Annotated in this window: 28 protein-coding genes; 5 read left to right on the top strand and 23 right to left on the bottom strand. The window is 35.5% G+C overall.

What is annotated here, in order from left to right; all coding sequences use genetic code 11:
* Nucleotides 1–156 precede the first annotated feature (156 nt).
* Nucleotides 157–1,452, top strand: coding sequence for an arsenic transporter (locus BHU33_RS05180; protein WP_054646555.1), 1,296 nt, complete (start codon nucleotides 157–159; stop codon nucleotides 1,450–1,452).
* Nucleotides 1,453–1,494: 42 nt separating this feature from the next.
* Here the strand turns inward: BHU33_RS05180 and BHU33_RS05185 are convergent, their stop codons facing one another.
* The 6 genes from BHU33_RS05185 to BHU33_RS05210 form a co-directional block, all read right to left on the bottom strand.
* Nucleotides 1,495–2,463, bottom strand: coding sequence for a type I phosphomannose isomerase catalytic subunit (locus BHU33_RS05185; RefSeq protein WP_078775187.1), 969 nt, complete (start codon nucleotides 2,461–2,463; stop codon nucleotides 1,495–1,497).
* Nucleotides 2,464–2,563: 100 nt separating this feature from the next.
* Nucleotides 2,564–3,889, bottom strand: coding sequence for a C1 family peptidase (locus BHU33_RS05190; RefSeq protein WP_056997765.1), 1,326 nt, complete (start codon nucleotides 3,887–3,889; stop codon nucleotides 2,564–2,566).
* A 100-nt stretch (nucleotides 3,890–3,989) separates the two neighbouring features.
* Nucleotides 3,990–4,628 carry a signal peptidase I gene (gene lepB / locus BHU33_RS05195; protein WP_054646525.1) on the bottom strand — a complete coding sequence of 213 codons (639 nt, stop codon included), beginning with the start codon at nucleotides 4,626–4,628 and terminating at the stop codon, nucleotides 3,990–3,992.
* A gap of 42 nt (nucleotides 4,629–4,670) precedes the next feature.
* Nucleotides 4,671–5,564: an alpha/beta hydrolase gene (locus BHU33_RS05200; protein WP_054646524.1), complete on the bottom strand. Its 894-nt coding sequence runs from the start codon at nucleotides 5,562–5,564 to the stop codon at nucleotides 4,671–4,673.
* A gap of 60 nt (nucleotides 5,565–5,624) precedes the next feature.
* On the bottom strand, nucleotides 5,625–5,954 hold the full coding sequence (locus tag BHU33_RS05205; protein ID WP_054646523.1) for a hypothetical protein: 330 nt from the start codon (nucleotides 5,952–5,954) through the stop codon (nucleotides 5,625–5,627).
* 85 nt (nucleotides 5,955–6,039) lie between these two features.
* Nucleotides 6,040–6,909: an Rgg/GadR/MutR family transcriptional regulator gene (locus BHU33_RS05210; protein WP_054646522.1), complete on the bottom strand. Its 870-nt coding sequence runs from the start codon at nucleotides 6,907–6,909 to the stop codon at nucleotides 6,040–6,042.
* 112 nt (nucleotides 6,910–7,021) lie between these two features.
* Between BHU33_RS05210 and BHU33_RS05215 the strand changes: the two genes are divergently transcribed.
* Nucleotides 7,022–8,200 carry an MFS transporter gene (locus BHU33_RS05215; RefSeq protein WP_078775186.1) on the top strand — a complete coding sequence of 393 codons (1,179 nt, stop codon included), beginning with the start codon at nucleotides 7,022–7,024 and terminating at the stop codon, nucleotides 8,198–8,200.
* Nucleotides 8,201–8,377: 177 nt separating this feature from the next.
* Here the strand turns inward: BHU33_RS05215 and BHU33_RS05220 are convergent, their stop codons facing one another.
* The 17 genes from BHU33_RS05220 to rpmH all read right to left on the bottom strand — a co-directional run bounded on the left by BHU33_RS05220 (nucleotide 8,378) and on the right by rpmH (nucleotide 22,807).
* On the bottom strand, nucleotides 8,378–8,944 hold the full coding sequence (locus tag BHU33_RS05220; protein ID WP_054646521.1) for a hypothetical protein: 567 nt from the start codon (nucleotides 8,942–8,944) through the stop codon (nucleotides 8,378–8,380).
* Nucleotides 8,945–9,004: 60 nt separating this feature from the next.
* The gene (citG, locus tag BHU33_RS05225) at nucleotides 9,005–9,886 is read right to left on the bottom strand and encodes a triphosphoribosyl-dephospho-CoA synthase CitG (protein ID WP_056997766.1); all 882 of its coding nucleotides are present in this window, start codon (nucleotides 9,884–9,886) and stop codon (nucleotides 9,005–9,007) included.
* On the bottom strand, nucleotides 9,876–10,421 hold the full coding sequence (gene citX / locus BHU33_RS05230; RefSeq protein ID WP_054646519.1) for a citrate lyase holo-[acyl-carrier protein] synthase: 546 nt from the start codon (nucleotides 10,419–10,421) through the stop codon (nucleotides 9,876–9,878). The genes citG and citX overlap by 11 nt, the downstream gene beginning before the upstream one ends.
* Before the next feature lie 61 nt (nucleotides 10,422–10,482).
* Nucleotides 10,483–12,021, bottom strand: coding sequence for a citrate lyase subunit alpha (gene citF / locus BHU33_RS05235; protein WP_054646518.1), 1,539 nt, complete (start codon nucleotides 12,019–12,021; stop codon nucleotides 10,483–10,485).
* Nucleotides 12,011–12,925 carry a citrate (pro-3S)-lyase subunit beta gene (gene citE / locus BHU33_RS05240; RefSeq protein ID WP_054646517.1) on the bottom strand — a complete coding sequence of 305 codons (915 nt, stop codon included), beginning with the start codon at nucleotides 12,923–12,925 and terminating at the stop codon, nucleotides 12,011–12,013. The genes citF and citE overlap by 11 nt, the downstream gene beginning before the upstream one ends.
* A complete protein-coding gene (gene citD, locus BHU33_RS05245; protein WP_054646516.1) occupies nucleotides 12,925–13,218 on the bottom strand; it encodes a citrate lyase acyl carrier protein in 294 nt (97 codons plus the stop codon). The genes citE and citD overlap by 1 nt, the downstream gene beginning before the upstream one ends.
* Nucleotides 13,208–14,257 (bottom strand): [citrate (pro-3S)-lyase] ligase, encoded by a 1,050-nt coding sequence (citC, locus tag BHU33_RS05250; protein ID WP_054646515.1) that lies wholly within the window; start codon nucleotides 14,255–14,257, stop codon nucleotides 13,208–13,210. The genes citD and citC overlap by 11 nt, the downstream gene beginning before the upstream one ends.
* Before the next feature lie 18 nt (nucleotides 14,258–14,275).
* Complete coding sequence (locus BHU33_RS05255; protein WP_054646514.1) at nucleotides 14,276–15,415, bottom strand: NAD(P)-dependent malic enzyme; 1,140 nt, start codon at nucleotides 15,413–15,415, stop codon at nucleotides 14,276–14,278.
* Nucleotides 15,416–15,501: 86 nt separating this feature from the next.
* Nucleotides 15,502–16,290, bottom strand: a complete 789-nt coding sequence (locus BHU33_RS05260; protein WP_054646513.1) for an alpha/beta fold hydrolase — start codon at nucleotides 16,288–16,290, stop codon at nucleotides 15,502–15,504.
* Nucleotides 16,291–16,305: 15 nt separating this feature from the next.
* Entirely contained in the window at nucleotides 16,306–16,638 is a 333-nt protein-coding gene (locus tag BHU33_RS05265) for a type II toxin-antitoxin system PemK/MazF family toxin (protein WP_054646512.1), read from the bottom strand.
* Complete coding sequence (locus BHU33_RS05270; protein ID WP_054646511.1) at nucleotides 16,631–16,870, bottom strand: hypothetical protein; 240 nt, start codon at nucleotides 16,868–16,870, stop codon at nucleotides 16,631–16,633. The genes BHU33_RS05265 and BHU33_RS05270 overlap by 8 nt, the downstream gene beginning before the upstream one ends.
* Nucleotides 16,871–16,938: 68 nt before the next feature.
* Nucleotides 16,939–18,882: a tRNA uridine-5-carboxymethylaminomethyl(34) synthesis enzyme MnmG gene (mnmG, locus tag BHU33_RS05275; RefSeq protein ID WP_054646510.1), complete on the bottom strand. Its 1,944-nt coding sequence runs from the start codon at nucleotides 18,880–18,882 to the stop codon at nucleotides 16,939–16,941.
* A 32-nt stretch (nucleotides 18,883–18,914) separates the two neighbouring features.
* Nucleotides 18,915–20,312: a tRNA uridine-5-carboxymethylaminomethyl(34) synthesis GTPase MnmE gene (gene mnmE / locus BHU33_RS05280; protein ID WP_054646509.1), complete on the bottom strand. Its 1,398-nt coding sequence runs from the start codon at nucleotides 20,310–20,312 to the stop codon at nucleotides 18,915–18,917.
* Between the two features lie 157 nt (nucleotides 20,313–20,469).
* Nucleotides 20,470–21,261: an RNA-binding cell elongation regulator Jag/EloR gene (jag, locus tag BHU33_RS05285; protein WP_054646508.1), complete on the bottom strand. Its 792-nt coding sequence runs from the start codon at nucleotides 21,259–21,261 to the stop codon at nucleotides 20,470–20,472.
* A gap of 151 nt (nucleotides 21,262–21,412) precedes the next feature.
* Complete coding sequence (locus BHU33_RS05290; RefSeq protein ID WP_103422861.1) at nucleotides 21,413–22,249, bottom strand: YidC/Oxa1 family membrane protein insertase; 837 nt, start codon at nucleotides 22,247–22,249, stop codon at nucleotides 21,413–21,415.
* A gap of 2 nt (nucleotides 22,250–22,251) precedes the next feature.
* Nucleotides 22,252–22,608: a ribonuclease P protein component gene (rnpA, locus tag BHU33_RS05295; RefSeq protein WP_054646507.1), complete on the bottom strand. Its 357-nt coding sequence runs from the start codon at nucleotides 22,606–22,608 to the stop codon at nucleotides 22,252–22,254.
* 64 nt (nucleotides 22,609–22,672) lie between these two features.
* Complete coding sequence (rpmH, locus tag BHU33_RS05300) at nucleotides 22,673–22,807, bottom strand: 50S ribosomal protein L34 (RefSeq protein WP_014082553.1); 135 nt, start codon at nucleotides 22,805–22,807, stop codon at nucleotides 22,673–22,675.
* A gap of 489 nt (nucleotides 22,808–23,296) precedes the next feature.
* On the opposite strand from rpmH, the gene dnaA reads away from it, so the two are divergent.
* The 3 genes from dnaA (at nucleotide 23,297) to yaaA (ending at nucleotide 26,372) form a co-directional block, all read left to right on the top strand.
* Nucleotides 23,297–24,640, top strand: a complete 1,344-nt coding sequence (gene dnaA, locus BHU33_RS05305; RefSeq protein ID WP_056997767.1) for a chromosomal replication initiator protein DnaA — start codon at nucleotides 23,297–23,299, stop codon at nucleotides 24,638–24,640.
* 203 nt (nucleotides 24,641–24,843) lie between these two features.
* Nucleotides 24,844–25,983 (top strand): DNA polymerase III subunit beta, encoded by a 1,140-nt coding sequence (dnaN, locus tag BHU33_RS05310; RefSeq protein WP_054646506.1) that lies wholly within the window; start codon nucleotides 24,844–24,846, stop codon nucleotides 25,981–25,983.
* A 170-nt stretch (nucleotides 25,984–26,153) separates the two neighbouring features.
* Nucleotides 26,154–26,372, top strand: coding sequence for a S4 domain-containing protein YaaA (yaaA, locus tag BHU33_RS05315; RefSeq protein WP_054646505.1), 219 nt, complete (start codon nucleotides 26,154–26,156; stop codon nucleotides 26,370–26,372).

The following is a 26,372-nucleotide window of genomic DNA, read 5'->3' on the forward strand; positions in this document are numbered from 1 at the left end:
TTAATAATAACTGATTTTAACTGCTTATGGGGAATTATTAGAATGATTTTTTTATTTAATTAGTTAAAAAATAAGGTTGTCAAAAAATATTTTAAGTTTTAACATATGTAAATAGCTTTAAATAAATTCTATATTAATCAAGGTGATAAATTATTGATTAAAACAATTTTAGCAATTTTTATTTTTGTCGTAACATTAATTTTTGTAATTTGGCAGCCCAAAAAATTATCAATTGGCTGGCCCACTTCTATTGGTGCTATCGCAGTTTTAGCATTAGGAGTAGTTAATTTAAACGACGTTAACACCGTAATTGGAATTGTTTGGAATGCTACGTTAGCATTCATTGCCATTATCATCATTTCCCTTACTTTAGATGAAATTGGTTTTTTTAAATGGGCCGCTTTGCATCTTGCCCGATTAGCTAATGGAAATGGAACTTGGCTCTTCACATTAATACTTACTTTTGGGGCGTTAGTAGCTGCTTTCTTTGCTAACGATGGAGCTGCTTTGATTTTAACTCCCATCGTAATTGAAATTATGCGAGCCCTGCAGTTTGATAAAAAAGATACTTTTCCATTTATCATTGCTTGTGGCTTCATAGCGGATGCAACTTCATTACCATTTGTAATAAGTAATTTAATCAATATCATTTCCGCTAACTTCTTTAATATTAGCTTTGGCAGCTATGCCATGGTCATGATAATTCCAGATTTATTTGCGTTAATGAGTAGTCTTGGCATTTTATACTGGTATTTCAGAAAAAGTATTCCTAAACATTACAAAACTGATTTAATTAATAATCCAGCTGATGCCATCGTTAGTAAAAAGTTATTTAAATTGTCATGGCTGGTTTTACTTATTTTATTAATTGGTTATTTCCTGAGTGGACCATTAAACATACCTGTGTCTATCATTGCTCTACCAATTGCATTAATATTTTTATTTATTTGTCATAAAAATCCTAAAATCAATGCTAAAAAAGTAATTAAAGGTGCTCCTTGGAACATTGTTATTTTTTCGATAGGGATGTATGTAGTCGTTTATGGGTTACAAAATATTGGATTAATCAATATTTTAAGCACCATCATTAAATATCTTGCTAGCTTAGGAACAATAACAGCTAATTTAGGAATGGGCTTTTTGGCAGCCTTACTCTCTTCAGTTATGAACAATTTGCCTGCCACGATGATTGACGCACTTTCGATCAAAGCTGCAGGGCAAACTGGAATAATGCATCAAACTTTAGTCTACGCCAATATTATCGGCTCAGATCTTGGACCTAAATTAACTCCTATCGGTTCTTTAGCAACGTTAGTTTGGCTCCAAGTTTTAGGTAAACAAGGTATCAAAATCGGTTGGAAAAAATATTGTCAGATTGGTGTTGTAATTACTTTTCCAGTTCTTTTAATTACATTATTAGGATTGGCACTCTCATTGTTTATTTTTAAATAAGAAAAAAATGATCCGTCAAAATTTAATTTGATGGATCATTTTTTATTCTGTAACTTGTATTAAAGTTAATTTACCATTAAATTGATAGTTTGTAATTGGGGTCGGCATGATAAAAGTGTCGCCTTTTTTAATTTGATATTCCTGCTTATCATCTGATAGCGTACCAGAACCGCTAATAACAACGTTAATCGAATAATGATGACTAGTGATATTAGTTTCTCCATCAACATTAATTCTTTTAAGCGTAAAATACTTTGAACGTAAAATACTGGTGATAGCTTGATTATGCGTATCTTGAATTGGGTTGGTCATATCCTGACTAGGAACAATATTAGGAAAATTTGTAACCGCAATCGCATCCTTAATGTTTAAAGGACGCTGCTCTCCAGTTTCTGGATCAACTCGGTCAAAATCATAAAAGCGCAGCGTATTATCAGAACTTTGTTCAACTTCTAATGCCACAATTCCTGCTCCTAAAGCATGCAAAGTTCCTGCGGGTACATAAATTAAATCACCTGGCTTAACGGAAATAGTCGTCAAAATTTTTTCTAACTGATGTTGTTGAATTGCGGATTTCATCTCGGCTGCAGTTTGCGCATTATGACCATAATAAGCCACCGAATCAGGCTTGGCAGCCAAAATATACCAACACTCAGTTTTACCATTTGGTTCCGAAAAATATTTGTTGGCATTTTCGTCATTCGGATGAACTTGAATGGAAAGATTTTCTTTGGCATCCAGCATTTTGACTAATAAGGGAAATGTTTGATTTGAACGATGATTATCAAACAGCTCTGGTTCATCATGCCAAACTTGTTTTAAGGTTTTACCTTTAAATTTACCATTGCTAATTTTAGATAAATCCTGCCCATATACCGATGCCAGCCATGCTTCACCTACGTGGTCTGTTTTAATTGGCAAATTAGATTCTTTCAGGTTCGTTCCACCCCACATCTTTTGATGCAGAATTGGTTTTAAAAAAAGTGGTTCATTTTTATTTTCGGCACTCATGATTACAGACTCCTTGATTAACTAAATTTTAAATCAAGACAAGTCTAACATGTAATCGCTTACATAGGTTTGTTTTAGCTTATTACAATAATAATTTTGTTTATTGTAATGAATCCCATGGTTCCAATACAATCGGAGCTTGTTTTAGTACTTCCAGTTGTTTTTCCTTTAAATAGTTCTTCTTAACTACAACTTCATAAGTAAAGTCATCCATCCAGCTATCTGACATCACGAAGTAGCCTTTATCACCAATCTTTTCACCCCAACTATTTTCCACTTTCCATTTAATTGGTTGATTGTCAATCAAGTCCACGCCCGTCAAAGTCATGGCATGTGTAACTTCAGCTTCATGATATTCAAGTCGTTCAGTCTTTGTCATCTGGGTATCAACTCCAAACAACTTATCCTGCAAGTATAATTCACTATCCAAATATCCCTTTTGACGATCCATTTGTTGCAGTACATCGTTTCCAAACCACACTGTGTCGCCATCTTTGATTTGTTTAATCGCTGCTTCTTTCAATTCTTTCATCGGTGCATTCAAAAATTCAATCTGCATTCCACCAACCACGTTATTTTGGCTAGGTAATGAATACATTTCATCCATTTTCTTATCAGGGGCATTGGTCAAAACCACAAAATCATTTAAATCAACCCCAATGTATTTATTGTAAAATTCTTTTGGAGTTAGTCCTTGGTCTAAATGATATTGATGTTTATCATCGCGATATTCCAAGTCGAATTTTTCAGGTGGGACACCGACTGATTCAGCGGTAATCCGATAAATTTCCTGCATCATAGCTGCTTTAGTTTCCATAATCTTAGCATCCGATGCATTGTCATTCACTAAATCACGCAGTTTCATCCCGTCATGACGCATCTTACGATTCAAGAACATATCAAAGTCACTTGTATTTTCAGTCACAGCTGTTTCTGGGAATGTTTCACGTGGAACAACGCCATATTTTTGAACTAACGCAGCTGCCATTGCCCACTGTCCGCCATCTTCACCTGGACGACTCAAATAAAAAGCAACATCACGGTCGCTAGTTGGCCGTCCTGCCAAAGCAATCATTCGGTCGTAAAACATATTAGCCCGTTCAATTTTATCCCAAAAGAATAAACAACTTTGAGATAATTCAAAATCTTTTTTATCATATTTAACCGCAAAACGGTGCCGTAAAGTATTTAAAATTGAAAATAACCAGCAGCGTCCACTATGCTTTTGATTAGAAACTTTACCCGTATCAATTTCATTAGAAAAAGTATGATTTAATTTACTGAAAACTTTAGCATTCGTAGCGGTTTTATTAATCCCATTGCTTAAAACCGCGTTGGTCACAATTTCTTGATCGGAACGTTTTTCTAAAGCATTTTTCATTTCTTTGATATCTGCTTGTGTAATTGGTTGATTTAATTCTGTCATATTCTAACTCCTTTTGGTTTACCTGTTATTTTAGGCATTTATGCTCATAAAAACAAATAAAATCCAGCAACCTACATTGCTGGATTTTACTTAATTATTTTTAATAATCACGATCATTAACATTATCACGTTTTTGTTTATCAGTACTCCATGGGAAAGTCTTAACAACCCCAATCACGTGGTCTTTAGGTACAAAGCCCCAATAACGACTATCGTTAGAAACACTTCGGTGATCTCCTAAGACAAAGTATTGACCTTGTTTAACTTTCATAGCTCCTTTGTTCTTAGGCCAGTTATTTGAAAGGGAGTTAATATTCCAATTACCCGGCTGATTATTATACTCGGTTCCCTGCTTTTGTTGGCTACTGCTGATATAGCTTTGATCAACTTTTTTACCATTAACCAACAAATCGCCATTTTTAAACTCTACTGTATCGCCTGGCAAAGCAACTACCCGCTTAACGTAGTCGGTTCCGGCATTTCCTAATAATCGTTTCATTGGACTGTCATTTGACGGTGCATCGGGATCAAGTCCAGTGGCATTAAACACAATCACACTGCCATGCTTAATTTTAGATTGACACCAGACCATAATTCGTTCGTTATTTTCCAAATTAGGTTGCATTGATGGTCCATCAACTCGTGCCATGGTGAAGACAAATTGTTTAATCAGTAAAGCAACTGCTAAGCCGATCACAATTGGAATTACCCAGCCTAAAATTCCTTTTAAGGTTTTCATTTAGTCTCCTCATTTCTGTCTCATTATTCTTTAATTTTACCACTAATAAGCGAGATTACGCTGTAAAAACTTCACTTTTTGTGCATAAACCATTTCATTCATAAACCCACTAGGACCATGCGGAACATCTTTGATAATATGTAATTCAACATTTTCACTGCCAATTTTTTCTGCGACTTTAGCAGCCAAATTAACGGTTTGAATGTAAGGAACTACACGGTCTCCAGTTCCAGCATACATTAAAACTGGAACCATGACCTGATTAAGGTATGTAGCAGGATTAGCCATGGCATTTAAATGAGGGACATCACTAGGACGATGAAACCCGAGCATAGCTCCTTCAAATGAGTCGGCTTCTCCAGTTTCGGTAAATTTTGGTGTTTGTCCTAAAACTTCAAACTCTGGTTTCATCATAGCCAAATTGTAAGGTCCGTATGAAGCAATTACGCCATTTACCTGACTTGAATAATTAAAATTTCCACCAAAATCAGTTTGTAACTCTCCGTCAGCTTCTGAGGCTGCTACTAGCATCGCTAATTGTGCTCCAGATGATTCTCCCATCATAAACACGTTGCGTGGATCAAAATGATATTGATTCGCATTTGCCTTTACCCAACGCACAACTGCTTTTAATTCATAAATTGGCGTTGGAAATGGTGCCATATAACTCAATGAGTAATTTGGGCTTACTACCGCATAGCCATGTTTTAATAAGGCTAATGCACCATTAAGCTTACTAGAACTTTTACTGCCAAAATACATCCCGCCGCCATGCACATCAATAATAACTGGATAGGTTTCCTGATGCTGATTAGGCAAATAAATGTCTAATAATCGCCGTTTCCCATTTGCATATGGAATATCAAAGAATTTGCGTTGGACGAACTTGTTATTAGCAGGCATAAAATGAGTTTCTCGCTCAATGAATTTAACCATGATTATCTCTCCTTTGCAGGTTAAAATTTGCAGGTTAAAATACGAATCTTAAAGCTGAAACTAATTATTTCGTTTTATCTCATGTTTAGCCGTTACATACCCATCAATAAAATCAGAGATTTCTATTAACCGATTTCCAAGTAGTTTATTCAAAAAATCAACAATTCTTTTGGGATACAACTTAAAATGCCGATGATTATTATAGTCATTTAATGCTTGAGTATAGCCACGTTGATAGTCTGATACATTATTTTTTTCTGCCCCATGATAGGTATATTTATAATTCGCTTTATTTTGGCTTCCCTTGGTATAAAATTTTTTGGCACTATCGTACTTTCCGCTTTCATAATCAGACTTGACTTTATCGTGTAATTCTTTAAGCGTTATCATGATTTCATCTCTCCTTTTTATTTCCAATAATTTGGCATTAAATCAGTTAAATTAATTACTTGAAAAGGTGACAAATCCATCAATATTAAGAAATAATCCCATTAACTTCATATTCCATTCTATCTTTAAATTCAGATAATCGATCAGCGTGTTCATCAAATCCCATCATTTCAAACTGATTGATAACACTTGTTACCATCGAATTTCTCGTGATTAAGTGTTTTAAAAGTTCTAGATAATAATTACTCATTAATTTATCATACATTTTTCGCGGTGTATCTTGAGAAACACTATTCAATTGCTGAATATAAAAACGAGCATTTTGAAAATCTTTTCGTTCAAATGATAAAACAATACAGTTATTTAAAAAGATAGCCAGATCACTTTTATAAGTATCAATTTGACTCAAAATTTTAGTCTTTCTAAATAACGTATTGAACGTTGCACGAATATACTCGCTACTAAAAATTTGCAGACAATTCGAAAATAGAAACATTTCAAAGTGTCCCCATTGTTGAATTCCTTCTAAATAATTCTTGATTAAACCAATATCTTCATCAACATCAAAAACAGGTTTTTCATGTGATTTGTTCAAAAATAATTTCAATTCAATTGATAAGCAGCAAAAAAAGAAGTCATTATAATCTTTGTATTTAGCTTGAAAATTTAAAATTCTTTTTTGAATTTCAAAATCTCTTTCTTGATAAATGTTTTCCTGAAAATATTGTAAAGCCTGTTCTTTTTCAGTTTGCGTACTGTTATTGAGATAGAAAGTGTATTCCTGCACAGTAACGTTCATTCTTTTTAAATACTTGAACAAAATATCGCTTGCGACTCTTGATTTATTATTCTCAAATGATGATAAAGTAGTCCGACTAGAAATATCTCTAGATAACTGTAGTTGAGACATTCCTCTTTCTTGACGCAGCTTTTTTATTAGTTCCCCGTTAGTCATTTTAACGCCCTCAATTCATAGTGACGAGATACTTTACATAAGCGTACTACAAATTAAAACAGAATGTACAATACTCTGTAATCAATTATTTTTACAGAAAGCGGGTATCAATATGAATTTTACATTATTACGGCAAAATAAATTTAGAAATTTCTTTTTTGCTGATATTATTTCTGGCTTTGGAGTTGAAATGGCAACAGTCGGAGCTAACTGGTATGTTTTACAACAAACTCATTCTGATAGTATTGTAGGAATGTTTTTAGCCATTAACGTACTCGCAGGCTTTCTAATCTCACCAATTGCTGGTTGGATAACCGATAAATTTATGCGTAGAAACGTGATTATTGCTACATTTGTTTTCCGTGCCATTCCAATTGCATTAATTGCTCTTTGGCTGTATCTATTTAAATTTAACCTTATCGCCATGTACCTGTTAGCGATTGTCACAGGAGCTGGCTGGGTTGCTTATATGTCATCATCACGAAGTTATGTACAGGCAATCGTGCCAGATAATTTACTTGGAATGGCGAACTCTTTTATTGAAATCTCGTTGCAAGTCGGCATGTTTCTCGCTGGAGCTGCTTCTGGAGTCGTAATTAATTATGTGGGTTTTATTCCAATTTTGCTTTTAAATGTTATTTTATTCTCAATTGCCATTATTTTGATGTTTACTAGTCCGATAGATCATCAAACAATTGCAAAAACTGAAAACAATGTCAAAGAAAATTCCGTTTTTAGTTATGTATTGGAACATAAATTAATCTTGATTTTAGGATTAATCTCGATTCTTCCTTTGATTGTGACCCAACTATTTAATGTTTCAATGCCTGGATATGTCAGTAATATTTTAAACGATAACAGTATTGCCTACGGAATTACCGACATGTGTTATGGAATCGGTGGCCTAGCTGCTGGTTTACTATCTGCCTGGCTTTTAAATAAATTCAACAAACAGCATTTGTTGATAGCCTTCTTTACAATCGCAAGTATTGCACTGTTTAGTTTATTTATTTTAAAATCCACTCTGCTTACTTACTCATTTGCATTTTTAATTGGTCTTTCTAATTCATCATTGCGAGTAACTATTAATACTATTTTAATGCGAGTTGTAAAAAAATCTTATATGGGTCGGACTACCTCAATGTGGACTGGTGGTGCACAATTTATCGAAATCTTTTCGTCAACTTTTATTGGTCGCTTAAACGATGTTTGGGGAGCTAACTATGGCTTTCTTTGTATGTTCATCATTATGGTAATCGGATTGGTAAGTAGTTTGTTTGTAAAGGAATGATATTATTATACAAAATAATAATAAATATTGTTAAATTCATTTTATTAATATTCTGATTATGAATCAATTCCAAAAAGGTTATAATAATAGGATTATTTTAGATTATTAGACTACTAACAATCAAAAAAGGTCGCTCATGATTTAATTCATGAGCGACCTTTTTAATTTGCTATTTAATTAATCCTGCTTAGGAAAACCATCAAAATCAACGTTTGCATTATCAAATACATTCGTTTTTGTTCCAAAGTCAGAAGCTTCAGCAGCGCCAAAGCCAGTATATAACAATGGATGAGCCAAATTTTGAATCTTAACTGCTTCTAAAGCCAAGCCTAAGTTATTAAAGTTCTTAGGTTTGAAGCAACGAACTAATACATATACTTGCTGGTTAACTGCCAAAGCAGCAGGTTTACCATCTACTTGTAAAACTTCATTGGCAGGCAATCCTGTCACAGGTGCATCAGAGTTAGCCCCATAAATGGTTGGCGCATATGGAGCCTTTGAAATATAAGTAGCACGCGTATCATCATGAATGGCACTATGATAAAAATGATTCTCAAGATATTTTACTAATGTTTCATCCCCGCTAACCACTTTGGGATCAGATAAAGTAATCGTATAAGCTGGAGTATGATCCATGCCAATTCGACTAACTACTTTTTCTGCCAAAGAGTTAAATTGTACAAATCCAGTTACAACTGCTTCTGAACCTGGCTTTACATTTGCTGCATTTAAAGAGTCTGCCATAATAAAAACTTCCTTCCACATTGCCATATATTATCTATCGCGCTCATTTTAACATTAAATTTATATTTTTTGACACAGTTTAGCTAAAAAGATGGTTAAAATCAATAGATCTGCTGAGCCGCCAAGACTTAAATTTTGTTTACCAAACTCCTGACACATTTTTTGTAGTTCCTGTAAATCCAATTTCCCGGTTGAGTGTTTCACGTGTAACATTTTTTGGACTTGTTGATGAACTTGATCAACAATCGCAACACTTCCAGCCCGTTTAATCAGATTACTATCAATATTGTTAGCTACAATACTCAATAAGGCAGTGAGAATTCGTTCATTTTCCGTTCCTGTACTGTTTAATAATGCTGGCAACCCGGCATCAATTACCGTTTTGAAACCAGTTTCAGCCTCCCCACGAATTCCAGTAGTCCCATATTGCAAAAACTGTTTTTCACCAGCTGTTAACTCGGCTTTATTTTGAATCTGACTCAAATCATGCTTAACCAGTCCAGCTGTCATCTGCTGTTCTATCTGCATAATCTGTCCCAGTGTTACGTGTCGCGTTTGAGACGTTGCATAACCAACTGCCGTTACCATAATACCTAATGCAAAAATTGCCCCTTTATGCGTATTTACATTATTAGTAACCTGATACATTAACTTTTCAGCTTTAATTCCCAAGGGACGAATCCTAGCAAACATTTCTGTTAAATCATTGCCAGCATACTCGTGTCCTACTGCAAAACATTGCTGTAAATATGGCTGCATCGTCGTTGCACTATCAATAAAATTAAAAACATCCATATCGGCATGGCCATCATTATTAACAGGATCCACCAAGCCAGGTTTCGGATTGGTAACTACTTCATAAAGCATCGCTTGAATCGCTGCTAAAACTACTTCATGCTGCCGTCGTACTGCTATTGGTAACTCTAAAACATTATCCTTCATCGCTAAATACCTCATTGTATACTTGATTAACATATGCTTGCAGTTCTGCAACCGAATGGGTTCGGTTTCTACCGCATTCTTTGGCATCGCGATTACAAATAAAACACTTGCGACTCGGCCAATTTAACTGTTTGCGTGAATAATGAGCGTTTTTAGCATCCATCACATCAATATCAAAGAGACGACCTAACAGATTGTGGTCTTCAAACTCAGATGCTAATTGCTTCACCTGCATCCCAGACAATTGAAACACATAAAAATTTTCTGGACCTGTCGGCTGATTTTGCTGAATTTTTTTTAATAACTTTCCGTTAGCTTGTAAAATAGTTTCAATTTGTTTAATCCCAGCTTTGAATAACTTTACAATTTTGTCATTCGTCTTAATTGGTCCTGGAATATTAAGTTTGACAGCAACTATCGTATCATCAGGATACTGCTGTAATAATTGTTGTTGCAGTGCTGCCCGTTGGTCCTTATTTCGCAAAACATCTGCAATCGTTTGTTCGCTGCCGTTTTTAAAAATATCAGCTTTCATCATTTACCTCTCAAAAAAAGCCTCTACCTCATTGCAAGATAGAAGCTTTTTTATTATCTAATTAATCTTTAACTTGTTTGATAGTATCAATCACTGTACCATCACGGTATTCAACGATACCAACTGTGTTATCGTCAAACTTCAATGGTTCTTCTTTACCAACAATTTTTTCAGCTTTTTCAGCTAATTCATCAATTGTGCAAAGATCAATTCCAGGGACATTCTTAAGTTGATCAATCAACTCTGGACGGTTAGGGTTAACTGCGATTCCGCGTTCAGTAACCAAAACATCAATTGAATCACCAGGAGTAACAGCAGTTCCAACACTCTTAACTACTGAAGGAATCCGACCACGAACTAAGGGAGCACAAATGATTGTTAACTTAGCAGTTCCGGCATCTTGATGTCCACCAACAGCACCACGAATCATGCCATCTGCACCAGTTAAGACGTTAACGTTGAAATCAGTATCGATTTCAAGCGCACTAAGGATTGCAACATCTAATTGGTCAACCATGGCACCCTTATTATCAGGATCAGCGTACCATGAAGCACTAATTTCTTGTTGGTTCTTATTATCTTTCATTGATTGAGCAGCGGCTTTATCAAAGTCTTGCACATCCATTAATTTATTAATTAAACCTTCTTCAAGCAAGTCCACCATTGGCTTAGTAATACCGCCAAGACCAAATGAAGCATGAATGTTTTGTTCAATCATAGCTTTTCTTAAGTATCTAGTAACAGCCAAAGCAGCTCCACCAGAACCAGTTTGGAATGAAAATCCTTCTTTGAAATAAGAAGAGTTAGTAATTACATCACTAACCAAGTTAGCAATCTTCAAGTTCTTAGGATCAGTAGTAAATCTAGTAGCACCAGAACCAATCTTGTCAGGATCTCCAACTTTATCCACTTCAACTACGTAATCAACCATTGTTTGGTTAATTGGAGCTGGAGTATTAGGGTAGTCAACCAAATTATCAGTTAATAACACCACTTTGTCGGCATAATTAGCATCCATTAAGGCATAACCTAATGAACCAAAAGCTTCTTCTCCGTACATTCCGTTAGCATTACCACAACGGTCAGCATTTGGAACCCCTAAAAAGGCAACATCAATCTTAATGTCTCCTTCTTCAATGGCACGAGCACGACCACCATGAGAACGGAAAATAACTGAATCTTTTAAGATTCCATGAGAAACTTCTTCTCCCAATGAACCACGCATCCCCGAAGTAGTGATGTTAGTAACTGTACCATTTTTGATAGCTTCAATGGCAACATCGTTCATGGCACCAGTCAAAGATGATGGTGCTAAAGTTAAGTTTTTAATTCCCAAGTCCATAATAATTTTCATAACTTGGTTAAAGACAAAGTCACCATTTCTAAAATGATGATGGAATGAAATTGTCATGCCATCTTTGACATTATCTTGAACGATTTTTTTCAAATCATTGGTAACTTTATCATCACCATTAGAAACTCTAACCTTAGGAGCGGTTCTTTGTACAATTGGATGACCAATCACAGTAGTTTCAAAAGGTTTTAAGTTAAGTTTTTCCATTAGAGTTTCAGGTAATACACGACCTAATTTATTTTCCAATGTAATGACCCTCCTTGTCTACGAGTCCTGATGCTTGAGCTAATTTCATAACACGTTCAGCACGCATTACAACTGGACGGTCAACCATTTGACCGTTCATTGCAATTACACCTGAACCAGCTTGATGAGCTCTTTCGATAGCAGCAATTACGTTTTGAGCATTCTTAATTGCTTCTTTTGATGGTTCAAAGACTTTATCAATCACTGGAATCTGACGAGGATTAATAACTGATTTACCATCGTAACCCAATTCATGAATGTATTCAGTTTCATCAATTAAGCCTTGAGTATTGTCAACATCGGTATAAACCGTATCAAAAGCAGCAATATCAGCGGCACGTGCAGCATTAATAATCATGTTACGAGCAAATTCAAGTTCTTTACCATTAGGGTAACGATGAGTTTGCATATCAGTGGTGTAATCTTCGGCTGATAAAGCAACCCCGATCATACGATCAGAAGATTTTGCAATTTCTGGAACGTTTAAGACCCCTTCGGCACTTTCGATGGCAGCCATCAAATGAGTTGTCCCAACGGGAATCCCAAATTCTTTTTCAGCTGCAACAACGAGGTTTTCCATTTCTTTAACCATGTCGGCGTTTTCAGTTTTAGGAATTCGGATAACATCGATTCCAGCCTTAACCATTGCTTTAACATCTGCTTCAAAGAAGTCGGTGTCTAAACCATTAGTTCTAACAACTAATTCGGCATCGCCATAATCAACAGTTGTCAATGCTTCGTAAACTAAGTTTCTTGCAGAATCTTTTTCAGCAAGTGAAACTGAATCTTCCAAATCAAACATGATTGAGTCTGCACCATAAATACCGGCATCTTTAATCATACCAGCGTTATTACCAGGAACAAACATCATGGTTCTACGCAAACGATCTTTTTTAAAAGCCATTAGAGTGCCTCCCATGCTGGTTCTTCGCTATTTCCAAGTGCTCGTTGAATTGCAGTAATGGCACGTGCCTTAATTACACAATCCAAAGCGCCTTGATCGACAGCCTTAATATTTACATTATCTAATTGGAAATCACTAGCTACTTTTTTGATAGTAGCAATAATATCATCACCAAAACGTTCCTTAACGTCAGAAGTTAAATCGATGTTGACACCGTTAGTACCTTTACTAACCGTAATTTGAATATCTGATGATTCAAGAGTGCCATCCATGGCAGTTTTCTTAATTTCCATCAATCTTCATTCCTTTCTTAATCCGATCCTGTAGTTCGCCTAAATGATTTTCAATAAAATCATAGGTAGAAGTTGGAACAATATTCCTTATACTACTAATATTATCATTTTTTATTGCTAATCGAACAGTTCGTGCTGAAATAATGTCGCCGCTTCCGTTTTCTTTTCGCGGAATCACTTCCACTTTGACTTCTGGAGGCAATACGTCTCTCAATACCTCATTATAAACGTCTGTCGTTTTTGATTCAGGTTCGGTACCTAGAAAACGAGTTTTAATATTAAGATTTTTCGCAATCCATTCCTTGAATACCAAAGCATCAATTGTCGTTTGATAAACTACTTTACTCTTATCCGATTTTAAAAAATAAGAAGGAAAAGTTGCATAACTAACTAAATAGTCGCCTCCGGATACTACTTCGACATTTTCCAAATCTTTCGTGCCTTCTTTGACTAATTCCAGTCGCTCTTTGGAATTAAACAAAGACTTATCGGTACTTACCACAAAAACGTAGACATGTTTGCTGCGTTTAGCAGCTGCTTCTACCAAGTAGCGATGACCGAGTGTAAAAGGATTTGCATTCATCACAATGGCAGAAATATCATCACCTGCTAGATGTGGAATCTCAGCCAGGTAATCTTTGATATTATAGTTCCCGGTTTCTAAAAAGGCCGCATTTTCGCTTTGGACGATTTCACTAAATCCAACATGTTGGAAACTTTTGGAATATTGAGGTTTCGTGAACACAAATACATGAAAAACTCCCAATTGGCCCAATCTAGTTAATAGGGAAGATACAACTTTATTGAAATAAACCCCATTACTAGTATCTTTATGACAAACTCCAATATATTTCAAAATGTTTTCCGAATAAGACCCGGTTCCAACTAATTTGTCTCCTTCGAAGAGACCAATTGTACCATCTAGCGGATCAACTTCTGCACCGGAAAAATTAGCGATTCCTAATGATTCTAAAAAGTTTTTCCACTCTTCAAATTCATCTGGATTAGCTAAATTAATGTCTCTAATCTGTGCATCCATGCCTAATCACCTAACAATCTATTTTTTTAAATTGATGATTGAATCTGTAACAGTTTCAACGACACCTTTATCAAAAACTCCGGGAACAATTTCGTCTGGAGTTGGATTAGGAATCATACCAGCAAGAGCGTCAGCAACTACTTCTTCGATATGGAAAGTAACTTTTTTTATCCCACTTTCAAGTAATCCCTTGAACAATCCAGGGAAAACCAAGATGTTATTAACTTGGTTAGGATATTTACTTGACCCAGTAGCAACTACTGCGGCCCCAGCTGCTTTCGCCTTTTCAGGATCAATTTCTGGAACCGGGTTAGCTAAAGCAAAGATGATTGGATCTTTTGCCATCCGTTTTACTTGTGCTTCACTTAAAACATCTGCTACTGAAAGACCAATGAAAACATCTTGTCCGTCAATAACCTCATCTAAGGTATCGCCTTTAGCACCATTAAACTTCATTGCTAAACCAGTTTGATATTCATTGTAGTTAGAATCATAAGGTTTTACGGTTCCATCAATATCAACTAAAGTTACATTTTCAATCCCAGCTGCATACAATAATTTACCAGTTGCAATTCCTGAAGCTCCAGCTCCATTAATCAAAACTTTTAAGTCTTTCAAATCTTTGTGAACTACTTTAGCAGCATTGATTAAGGCAGCTAAAATTACGATAGCAGTTCCTTCTTGATCATCGTGATAGACAGGAATGTCAAGTTGTTCACTCAAAATGTCTTCAATTTTGAAACACTTTGGTGCGGCAATATCTTCCAAGTGAATTCCAGCAAAACTTTTTGAAACTGCTTTAATATTAGCAGCAATTTCTTCAGCACTCCCTTGGTCGACAGCAACTGGAAGCGCATTAACATCTGCTAAATCTTTATATAACAATGCCTTCCCTTCTACAATTGGTAATCCGGCTGCTGGACCAATGTTTCCTAATCCTAAGACAGCAGACCCATCAGTTACTAATCCAACTAACTTTCCACTCATCGTGTAAACATCTTTGAGTTCCGGATTTTTTTCAATTGCTTTAGCTACTTTAGCAACTCCTGGAGTATAAGCTAATCCCAGTTCGGTTTTGTTATCAACTGGAAATTCACTTTCAATTCCAAGGACACCGGTATGTTTCTTATGAATTTCAAAAACATTTTCTTCGGCCATCATAATCCCTCCATTATTTTGTAATCGCTTTATTCAATACTCTGTTATTATACTCACTTTATAGTGCCTTTTTCAAAGACAATCGATTAAAGTTTTCCCAAAAAATTAAGTAATACTCGATTGAATTCTTGCGGCTGCTCCGCCATAACCAAGTGACCAGCATTATCAACGACTTCTACTGATACTTGATTTGACATCTTAGCAGTAGCCTTCCCAAATTCGGGATTAAAATAAGGCGAATTTTTGCCACAAATAATTAATAATGGACAACTTAAATGTAAGATAATATCACGCCAATCCTGGGTAGCATGATCGATTAATAAAGGATAATTCAACTCTGCATCATATGGATATTCCTGTTTTAAAGCTTGTAATTTAGCAAATAATTGATTGTCAAAATTTTTATGCGTTGCTTTTCCAAAAGGAAATTTAAGCACTTCGTGAAAATCATCCCATCCAATATCTTTAAAGCCAAATTTCCAAGTGTCATCATTAATCATCTTTGGACTTTGATCAACATCAATAATGGCTTTAACATGCTGGTCTCCATATAGGGAAACATAAGCAAACATGGTGGCAGCTCCCATGGAATTTCCCATTAAAATAGGGTCTTTTAAAGCTAATTTTTCAATTAATTCTTGTAAATCCTGAGCATGACGAGCCATCCGCAACCCTTTGCCAGTTCGCTCTGATTGCCCCTGATTTCGTGCATCCATGTTAATCACGCGATAGTGATGACTAACCAGCATCTCAATGGTTGCTTCCCAGTATTCTTTATAAGCTCCAATCCCCGATAAAATGACGATTGGCTGATTATCTGGTTCGCCAAAATCATCGTAGACAATCTCAACTCCATCGTTTGTATAAAACTTCATCTGATTCTCCTCCAGCTAAAAGATTTGTTTAATCACATTCATAGTTTTGAAATAAACTTGTTGCGATGCTTTTTCAATGTATTGTGCATCACGCGCCCGAAAATCAAAAGTATAAAATTGTAGTGCATTTACATATCCGTCAATCTGCTTCCCGCCGACTTTAATCGAAGTTATCTTGTTCTTACGCGTATGCGTGATTGGCGAAACAGCAACTAATCCTGTCTTTTTACTGTAATCCTGATTACTTAGTACTAATGCTGGACGGCGCTTTTTGATTTCTATGCCGCTTTGCGGATCAAAATCAAGGTACATCAAATCCTTTTTATCAGGAATATATTCTTTAGTCATCTAATTTTTCACTTCCAATTAGTCCGCCAATATCAACTTCAGTTTGTGCAAAGTCAATATCATCATAAGCTGGATTGGAAAAAATATCTCTATGAATCGGGGTAAAAATAATATCACCCTCATTAGTTTGTGAAACATAAAATTCACCATCTGGATCAATGCGAATCTCGCTAGTAACAGGTAATTCAACCTGATCACCATGTTTAGTTGCTCTTACAATTTTTTTAGCCATAGTTTCCTCCATAACTTCATTATAATATAAAAAAATCGTGTAAGGTTTCTACACGATTTTCTTGAGTATTATTTAGTTTTTGCAATCTTACCTTGTTGAATATAAACTCCTAAAATTGCAATATCAGATGGATTAACTCCGCTAATTCGCGAAGCTTGGGCAATTGTTTGTGGCTGAATTTCCTTTAATTTTTGTTTTCCTTCAGTTGCAATTCCGTCAATAGCATCATAATCAATGTTTTCAGGAATCTTCTTAGATTCCATCCGTTTCATTTTTGCAACTTTAGCTTCTTCCTTTTTAATGTAACCGGCATATTTTACTCGAATTGAAACTTGTTCAATCACACGTGGATCTAACTTATTTTCAGTTGCCGGAATAAATTCCAATAATTTATCATAATCAACATAAGGACGACGTAAAAATTGTGCTGCTAAAATGCCATCTTGTAATGGTTTATCTCCATGTGATTCAACAAACTGATTAATCTTGTCGCTTGGCTTAATGCGCAAGCTTTCCAAACGCTTAATTTCGTCTTCAACTGCCTGGCGCTTCTTTTCAAATTCAGCATATCTTTCATCCGAAATCAAGCCAATCTCATGACCAATTGGGGTCAAACGCATATCAGCATTATCATTTCTTAGTAGCAAACGGTATTCAGCCCGACTGGTTAAGAGACGGTATGGTTCGTTAGTTCCTTTGGTAACCAAGTCATCTAACAAGACGCCGATATAAGCATCCGAACGTTTTAAAATCAATGGGTCTTTATTTTGTACTTTCCGTGCGGCATTAATCCCCGCAATCAAGCCTTGTCCGGCAGCTTCTTCATAACCAGATGTCCCATTGGTTTGACCAGCAGTGAACAGTCCTTCTACTAATTTGCTTTCCATGCTAGGTTTCATTTGTTGCGGTGTAATAATGTCATATTCAATCGCATAACCCGGACGCATCATCTGTGCATTTTCCAGACCTTTAACTGAATGGAGCATTTCCTGTTGAATTTCTTCAGGCATTGAATTAGACATTCCATCAACGTACCATTCGTCATTACCGCGTCCTTCAGGTTCTAAGAACACTTGATGACGATCTTTATCCGCAAAACGAACTACTTTATCTTCTAAAGAAGGACAGTAACGAGGTCCAATTCCGTCAATAATCCCGTTAAACAATGGAGAACGATCTAGATTATCTCGAATTAAACTATGCGTTTTCGGATTAGTATAAGTCAACCAACAAGAAACCTGATCACTTACTGATAAGTAATCACTATATGGGGTAGTGTAACTAAAATGACGCGGCTGTGCATCACCGGGTTGTTCTTCAGTTTCTGCATAATTAATCGTATTCCCATTAATTCGAGGTGGTGTTCCGGTTTTAAATCGTTCTAAATTAAAGCCTTTTTTCTCCAAATTTTTTGATAACTTAATGGAAGGAAGCGAGTTGTTAGGACCAGATGAATAACGCAATTCACCAATATAAATTTGTCCTCGAGCAGAAGTCCCCGTTGCCATTACAACTGTTTTGGAATGGTAGGTTGCCCCAGTATTAGTTACTACTCCTTCTGCCTTGTGATCTTTGACTAACAAATCATCTACGATTGCTTGGCGCAAATCCAGATTAGGTTCTTTTTCAATTGTATTTTTCATTTCTTGATGATAAGCATGCTTATCGGCTTGAGCACGTAATGCTTGAACCGCCGGACCCTTTCCAGTATTTAACATTCTCATTTGAATGTAAGTTTTGTCGATATTTTTACCCATTTCACCGCCCAAAGCATCAATTTCTCTAACTACTGTGCCTTTTGCGGGGCCTCCAACTGATGGATTACATGGCATAAAAGCAACCATTTCCAAACTAATTGTTAATAGCAGGGTTTTTTGTCCCATCCGCGCTGCCGCTAAAGCAGCTTCAGAGCCAGCATGACCGGCACCAACTACGATTACATCGTATTCGCCAGCATCATAGGTATGTTTAACCTCGGTTTCTTTTAATACTTCATTTTTATTTTCAGTCATTTTACCTCCAAATGTTTCATGTGAAACAATTGTTATTTTCCAATACAGAATTTTTCAAACAGCTGATCCATTAATTCATCGTCATAACTATCACCAGTAATTTCGCCAAGGTAATCCCAAGCACTATGAAGATCGATTTGTGCAATATCAACTGGTAGTCCACTTTCGACTCCATCAATCACTGTTTGGACGGAATCCAACGCTTGCTGCAACAAACTAATATGCCGTGCATTCGTAACCATCACGTCATTTTGGGTACTAGCAATACCTTTTGTAAAAAACAGCTTAGAAATCGTATCTTCCAGCGATTTAGTTCCATTTTCAGCAATGGCTGAAGTTTTAATGATCTCACTAGCTCCATAGTTCTGTTTTAATTCAGTAATATCTAAATGTTCATCTAAATCGGTCTTATTTAATAAAATAATTCGTTTGTTATTCTGAGTTAAGTCCAATAACTCGCGATCTTCATCGGTTAACGGCTCGTTAGCATTTAATACTAACAAAACTAAATCGGATTGTTTAATTGCATCACGAGAACGCCCTACTCCGATTTTTTCAACTTTATCTTCGGTATCACGAATTCCAGCAGTATCAACTAAATGAAGTGGAACACCCGCAACATTTACATATTCATCAAGAACATCACGAGTTGTCCCTGGAACATCCGTTACAATTGCTTTTTCTTCATGTAATAAGCGATTTAACAAACTAGATTTCCCAACATTGGGACGACCGACAATTGCCGTATTAAGTCCATCACGCAATACTTTTCCCTGTTGGGCGGTATCTAATAAATGATTAATATCAGTTTTTATTTCCCGTGCTCTTTCCAACATCAATTTCGACGTTACTTCTTCAGCACCATCATATTCTGGATAATCGATATTAACTTCAACATTTGCTAGCAAATCAACAATTTTTTGGCGCAATTTTTTGATGACAGCTGATAAATTACCATCTAATTGATTCAAAGCTGCTTTACGAGCTTCATCAGTTTTTGCATCAATTAAATCCATTACCGCTTCTGATTGTGATAAATCAATTCGACCATTTAAAAAGGCTCTTTTGGTAAATTCACCTGGTTCAGCCATTCTAGCACCGTTCCGCAGCACAATTTGTAATACTTTATTTGTCACTTGAATTCCACCGTGACAATTAATTTCAATAATATCTTCTTTAGTATAAGTTTTAGGAGCTCGCATTACCGATACCATTACTTCGTCAACTTCGCTGTTATCGTTAGCGGGATCAATAATATGCCCATAATTAATGGTATCAGTCGTAACTTGATCAAGTTGTTTCCCGCGATAAATTTTTTGTGCAATCTTTAACGCATCGCTGCCGCTAATTCTCACAATTGAAATTCCCCCAACCCCTGCTGGAGTTGAAACCGCTGCAATTGTATCGTAATCAGTCGTTATTAATGTCATCTTTTTACCCCTTTCTTTCAATTGATTAATCGCATAAAAAAAGTACCTACCCCATGTATCTTTCAATACAGGGACAAAGTACTTTCACTACTTTATCTATTCAGTTACTTTCATTTGTTTTCATAATAAGATGAAAACTTACCTTTGTCAATTGAAACTACCGCGGTGCAATCACAACTTCCCGATTAGATTCAGTTCCGACCAAATAAGTAATTAAATCCTCATAATCTTCCATTGCGGCATGAATCTGCTTGCGTTCAAAAGCTGGCATTGAATCAAGATGAACTGGTTGGTTGGTAACTTCGACATCCCGTGTCGTCTTGCGGGTTAAATCAGCTAAAATTTTTCGCCGTCTTTCCCGATAATTAGCCGTATCCAAAATAACCTCGACGTAGTTAACACCGTGATTATTTAAATAAAATTCGCATAATTGTTGTAAAGAGTTAATAGTTCGCCCGTGTCTACCAATCAACAAGCCTTCCTTATTAGTCTCACAGTTAATATAGACGTGCTTATTATTGGGCATATCAACTTGAAGAGTGGCATCAATTCCCATTTGTTCCAAGACTGCTTGTAAATATTTAGCTAAGTCTTTGACTACCGCAAAATTACGTTCAAAGCGGTCTTCGCTCGACATCTCATTTGACTTTGAGCTATTACTAGCCTTGGGTTTGCTTAAAGTTTCTTTTGCTTTAGTTAAATTGGTTTTAGGAGCTGATTTGGCTTCTTTTGTAGCTACTTTATCTGACTTTGAAGTCGTCTGTTCACTTGGTTTTGCGGTTACTGTCTTTTTACTAATTTCAACGATCGCCGGCTTTTTAAATAGTCCGAAAAATCCTTTACTTGGGTGTTTAATCACGTTAATTTCTGCTTCATTACGGGTAATGTTTAATTGTTTTAGTCCATTTTCAATGGCGGTTTCTAGAGTTGAGCCTTCATATTTTGGCATAATTTAATTCTCCTAGTTAATTACTAACCTAGTTAGCATAGCACAAAATAATACTGACAATAAAGGCTTTTAGGCTACTTGTAACATTAAATTTTCCCAAAGAAAAAAGTCGCTAGCAAAATACTAGCGACTTTTTAAAATGATTTCTAAATTAATGTTTACGATGACTCTTTTTAGCACGACGAATAGCTTTTTCAACTGCTCGTTCATGTTCTTTTTTAGCACGTAATTTTTCTTCCCGTTCGTGTTTCATCTTCCAAGGATTCTGAATAATCAACGTTTGTACTACTTGGAATGCGTTGGTAACAACCCAATATAGCGACAAAGCTGATGGAACATTTAAAGCAGTAAAGAAGATTACGATTGGCATAAAGATTGTCATCATCATTGCCATTCCATTTGTTTCTGGTTGTGATTTCATCGATAACCAGGAACTAAAGAAGGTAAATAATGCTGCTAGGACCGGTAAAATGAAGTAAGGATCACGGCTACCAAGTTCTAACCATAAGAAATGACCAGTCTTCAATGCTGGTGTTCTCCAGATGGCCTGATACAAAGCAAAGATGATCGGTAATTGCACAATCATAGGTAGCAGACTTGAAAATGGATGCACTCCAGCTTCCTTGTACAACTTTTTCTGCTCAGCTTGCAGTTTCATCATCGTATCAGTATCTCGTGATGAATATTTCTTTTGCAGGGCCTTTAATTGCGGCTGAATTTCAGTCGTTTTCTTCATGCTCTTAGTTTGATAAATCATCAAAGGCAAAATAATAATTCTTACAATAATGGTAAAGAGAATAATTCCAATTCCATAATTATTATCAAATGCTTTTGAGAGCCAAATAATTGCACGAGAAAAGTTATAAACGATTAAACCATCCCAAATCCCAGTACTATGACTGGTAATTGGCGCATTACTACAAGCTGTCAGAACAAATACCAAACTAACAGCCATGAGTGCAGTGGCAATTTTTTTAAACTTTTTCACTTTTATTCCTCACTATAATCTGAATCTAACAAATTTGCTAATTTTAAAACATGCACCAAACTAGCTTTTACTTCTTTCATTGATAAACCATCAGCACGAGGTCTAGCAATCACTAAAATATCAACATCTTGTCTCAAATTCGGCTTTAATTCTGTCATAGACTGTCTAACCCGTCGTTTTACCCAATTACGATGAACCGCATTTCCAATCTTTTTTCCAACAGAAATTCCAATCCGAAAATGAGGTTGATTGGGTTTCTCCATTTTATAGACTACAAATTGGCGATTGGCGACCGAATCATGTTTTTCAAAAACTTGTTGAAATTCAGCTTCTTTTTTAACGCGATAAGACTTTCTCATTATTACATCACTCTCCAAATGCTCACATTTGCATAATAAAAAAGGCCACCGAATGGTCAGTGGTCTATGCAGACAATACTTTTCTACCTTTTTGACGGCGACGAGCTAATACTTTACGTCCGCCTTTAGTTTGCATACGCGCACGGAAACCATGGACACGGTTACGGTGACGTTTCTTTGGTTGGTAAGTTCTCTTCATTACGAGCCCTCCTTAATATTTTAGATTAATCTTTTTAATCGATTTTATAATACTTCAATGGTATTTCTTTCTAATAATATCACAAAACAGTCTAAGAGCAAATAGCAAATTTTAATAACTAAAGTAACTATCTGTGGATTTAAAAAAAGTTTCATGAAAATAAGTTGTGAATTGTTGTGGATAACACCAAATTAAAATCACAAGGTTTTAACCAGTTTATACACAAGATAACATGATGTAATTATTTTTATCCACAGCCTGTTAACAAGTAACAATAAGTTAAACAAACAGCGCCATTACGCCAACAAAATATCCACAAATTTTGTTAATATCTATTTAAATAGACCAAACAAAAAAGTTATCAACATAGCTGTTAATAACTTTTTAACTAACTGTGAAACATTTATACACAGGATGCTTTTGCTTGTGGAAAACTTAAATCTTAAATGCTAAAATATTGCTATGTTTTAAGTAGGAGGTTCGTGGCTCATGAATCAAAACGAATTATGGAATAAAATTAAACTTAAATTTAAAGAAAATGCTAATTTTGACAATAATACATACGACACCTGGATTAATTCCGTAAAACCAATTTCTTATGAAGGAAATGTTTTAACTCTAGAACTACCAACCGCATTACATCGTGATTATTGGGATCGACAATTAAAATCAACCTTTATTGAATATGCCTATGCAATCACACAAACTGACATTACGCCAAATCTGGTTTTAAAAGGTGAAGTTGACGACAATAACCAAAATCTGAAAAGATTTAATGAAGCTAACGGAAAATCTGAAATACCACATATTGATCCACACTTAAATCCTAACTACACTTTTGATACTTTCGTCATTGGTCAGGGAAATCAGATGGCTCATGCTGCTGCACTAGCTGTTTCAGAAGATCCCGGTAAAGTTTATAATCCGCTATTTTTCTATGGAGGCGTTGGATTAGGAAAAACTCATTTAATGCAGGCTATTGGTAATAAAGTTCTTTCATCGAATCCAAATGCCATTGTTAAATACGTAACCACTGAAAAATTCACAAATGATTTTATTGATTCGCTGCAAAATAATAAAATGCAGGAATTTAGAAAAGTTTATCGCAATGTTGATTTGTTATTGATTGACGATATTCAGTTTCTTGCTAATAAAGAGGGAACCCAAGATGAATTCTTCAATACTTTTAACGCTTTATATGAAGATAACAAACAAATTGTGATGACTGCCGATCGTCTTCCAAATGAGATTAATTCACTAACGGATCGCTTAGTATCAAGATTTAAGTGGGGACTATCCGTTGATATTACTGCTCCTGATATGGAAACTCGAGCTGCGATTTTGCGCGCTAAAGCTAAATCAGAATCCTTAGCGATTGATGACAACATCATGAGTTACATTGCCAGTCAAATTGATTCTAATGTCCGAGAATTAGAGGGAGCTTTATCCCGAATTAAAGCATTTGCTGATTTAAAACAAGAACCAATCACAATGGACTTAGTTTCAGAGGCACTGCGTCCTTTAAAACTTAATAAAGAAAAAAGTGCTATAACTCCTGAATCTATCATTAAAACTACTGCTTCTTATTTCCGTGTAACAGTAAAAGAAATCAAAGGTAAGAAACGCGTGAAAGCCATCGTGATGCCGCGTCAAATTGCCATGTACCTTTCTAGAGAACTAACAGATAATTCTCTGCCAAAAATTGGCGAAGCCTTTGGTGGTAAAGATCATACTACTGTTATCCATGCTTGTGATAAGATCAGCAAACAATTAGCAACTGATTCTGATTTACAAAATCAAATCAAAGATATCAAAACAGAAATCAAGCATTAGCCAAAAAAATATCATGGTATAATCTAACTGTGGATAAAAACTAAGAAACATAATTTTTAGTAACAGACTTATCCACAGTGGATAACTTATACTCATTCAATACTTTGATTAGTTATCCCCATGATTAACAGCACCTACTACTACTGCTCTTAATTCTTTTATTAATTAAGTAAAATGCATCAAGCAACGGAGGGTCTATAAAAATGAAATTTTCAATTAATCGTGCATCATTCGTTAAAGCCTTAAATATTGTTCAAAGAGCAATTTCTTCAAAAACCACAATTCCAATTTTGACAGGTTTAAAAATTGATGTTTCTCCAAACCACATTCTGTTAACAGGAAGTAACGCTGACATTTCAATTCAAACCACGATTAGTGGTGATAATCCAGATAATGATTTAACAATTAGCGATACTGGAAGTATTGTTTTACCAGCTCGTTTTTTTGGTAAAATTGTGAAAAAACTTCCTGGAAACGAACTTTCGATTGAAGTTGGCGATAATTTCCAAACGAACATTAATTCAGGAAATTCTGATTTTACAATCAATGGGTTAGATGCAAATGGTTATCCCCATCTTCCTGAAGTTAATACTGATAATACAGTTGATTTACCTGCAGAAATTTTTAAAGAAGTGATTGGACAAACTGTAATTGCAGTTTCAAAACAAGAAAGTCGTCCAATCTTAACTGGAGTTCATTTTACTTTGAACCAAAATCAGTTAGTCGCTGTTGCAACAGATAGTCATCGTCTTAGTCAAAGAAAAGTAGATCTTCCAAAAGAAGACGACGGAGAGTATGATGTGGTAATTCCAGGTGATAGTTTGAAAGAACTTTCGCACATGCTGGATGGGGAAAAGGAACAAATTAAGATGAATCTATCTGAAAATCAGGTTATGTTTAATTTTGGTGTAACTCGTTTTTATTCCCGTCTCTTAGAAGGAAACTACCCCGATACTTCTCGTTTAATTCCAAATTCATCCGTTACTAAAGTACAATTTTCAGCAGCTTATTTACTAGCGGCTGTAGAACGTGCTTCACTGTTGTCGCATGAATCGCGTAATAATGTTATTAAATTATCAATTAAACCTAATGATAAAGTCGTAACTATCACGGGTAATTCCCCTGATGTTGGTAAGGTCGAAGAAGATTTAGACCCTAAAAAAGTTGAAGGCGAGGAATTAGAGATTTCCTTTAATCCTGATTATATGAAAGAAGCCTTGCGCGCCTTTGGTCAAATTGATGTGGAAGTTGGATTTACTTCAGCTCTGCGACCTTTTACAATTGTTCCAACGGATGAACAAGAAGAATTCATTCAATTAATTACACCGGTTCGGACGTTTTAAAATTAATTAATAATAAAAAAGCTCATATTTTACGATATGAGCTTTTTTATTATTAATTAATATGTTTTGGCTTAAAATCGCAAATAGCTTTAAAAGGCTCATAATTGCGATATTTATATACTTTTCTTAATTTAAAGGTTATAATAGAAGTATTGAAAGCAGGTGGATTCATGAAAAAAGAAGTTGTTATTACGACACCTTATATAACTTTAGGACAATTATTAAAAATGGAAGACATTATCGCGTCTGGCGGACAGGCGAAATGGTATTTGCGCGAAAAGTCAGTTTTTTTAAACGATGAACCAGAAAATCGTCGTGGTAAAAAATTATATGATGGAGATACAGTCCGAGTTCCAGATGTCGGATTGTTTTTTATTAAGTCAAAGTAG

Source organism: Fructilactobacillus lindneri DSM 20690 = JCM 11027 (genome assembly GCF_002907375.1).
GTDB classification, from domain to species: Bacteria; Bacillota; Bacilli; order Lactobacillales; family Lactobacillaceae; genus Fructilactobacillus; species Fructilactobacillus lindneri.